Raw genomic sequence first — 1,700 nt, 5'->3', positions numbered from 1 at the left:
CTGCTGTCGAGGCTGGTGACAGAGAAATAAGTCTGTCACCTTTACCCGCGCTGACAGAATCATTTCGGCAGTCAGCAGCTTGCGAAGCTTCACTTTTGCAGCAACGTCAGGTTCGAAAAACTGATGCTTAGGAGGCGTGCCCGTCATTGACTCACCTGTTCTTTCAGCAATTTGTCGAACTCCTTCAGCGCCGCGCAGAAGTCATCTAAGGCAAAGCTCACTGGTTGGCTTTCTGCGTTCCAGCGGGTGGAAATGCCCACTTCCAGTCCGCCGGAAACGCTCCAGCCGAAACGCCGCCAGTGCACGGTGTCGCCTTCAATAACCTGTTCGGCCATCAGCACGGTGCAGTCGAAGTCCATGTCGTCGCTGCACACCAGCAGCGGTACAAGCGTGGAACTACCATCCTCGCCGGGAATGAAGCGACGCTTCGCGAGTACGTCTTCGTCCTCATCCAGCAACCAAATTAATGAAAGGCCGAGCAAGGCGACATTTGGGTCATTAAGGTGAGAGGCCAGCCATTGCTCGATGGCCACGTCATCGATGGTCAGGCACGCGCAGGCGCTGCGGGAGAAAGCCGCTTGATGGTAAGCAGCGTGAATGCGGGTATGCATGAAACAATCCGTCAGTTGGTAGAGAGAAACCGCCTCGGCAGTAGTTAACGCCCGAAAGCATGCCCCTTGGCTATCGAAACAATCAACAGCGCGGGTAGCAACAATGCCAGCGCTACCCAGGGAATAGCACCTGCCCCCCATGTTTCCAGGAGAATGCCGCCGATCACACCACTGCCAGCAAACGCCAGATTGAAGACGGTCACCAACATTGATTGCGCAATATCAGCGCCGTCGCCGGCAACATCAGCCAAGGAGGTTTGCAATAAGGTTGGCGCACCACCGAAGCTCATCCCCCACAGGACGATGCCGATATAGATCGCACTGACGGGCAGGTCACCCAGGCCCAGGGCAAACGAAACCAGGATGAATGCTGTCAGGCTGAGCAGTACCAGACTCCGAAGCCTGCCATCAATCAGCGTGCCGATCATCCATAGACCGAACAAGGCCGCAATACCGAATGAAAGGAGGCCCCGATCTATCTGATCGGCCAATCCAACAGAAGCCAGGAACGCAGCAATATAGGTATAGAGGGTGTAGTGGGCCAGGATCCAGAGCATGACCACCGCCAGCACGGGCCGCACGCCTGGGGTTTGCAGGACCCTGCGTAGCGGCAAGCGGCGATCGGAGCGTTGTCCGGGATAATCAGGCACTTTCAGATATATCCAGGCCATCAGCAAAAGGCTGAGTCCTGAGAGAGTCCCGAACACACAACGCCATCCCAGCAGCTTACCGAGCCAGGCACTTAGCGGTACGCCTAGGGCAAGTGCCAAAGGGATGCCGAGCATGGCCAGCGCCATCGCGCGACCGTGCTGCTGTGGGGCGACTAATCGTCTGGCGTAGCCGGCCAGCAGGCTCCAGGCCAGACCGGTTGCGATACCCACCATGAAGCGGGCAGCCAGCGTCAATGAAAACCAGGGGGACAGGGCGGTCACCGCATTACAGGCGCAAAACACCCCGACAGCCAGTAATAGCACCAAGCGCCGACGCCAGCCCTGCAACGCGAGAGTCAATGGAATAGCCGCTAACCCTGAGCCCAGTGCACATAGGGTCACCATCTGACCAGCCCACGCTTGCGACACACCAAATGCC

The 1,700-nt window shown here is 57.7% G+C and carries 2 protein-coding genes; both read right to left on the bottom strand.

Annotated elements, in window-relative coordinates:
- Positions 1–143: 143 nt before the first annotated feature.
- Entirely contained in the window at positions 144–611 is a 468-nt protein-coding gene (locus AC1DH9_RS28630; protein ID WP_427542828.1) for a hypothetical protein, read from the bottom strand.
- A gap of 44 nt (positions 612–655) precedes the next feature.
- Positions 656–1,700 (bottom strand): MFS transporter (locus AC1DH9_RS28625; protein ID WP_477809280.1); only part of this gene is annotated, 1,045 nt, incomplete at its 5' end.

Source organism: Pseudomonas sp. 05T35 (genome assembly GCF_056396605.1).
The sequence above is the reverse complement of the archived record's forward strand: the minus strand, read 5'-3'. Positions and strand labels throughout refer to the sequence as shown.

Excerpts from the sequence above, each read along its gene's own strand:
- AC1DH9_RS28630 (WP_427542828.1), bottom strand. The coding sequence starts at position 611 with ATGCATACCCGCATTCACGCTGCTTACCATCAAGCGGCTTTCTCCCGC.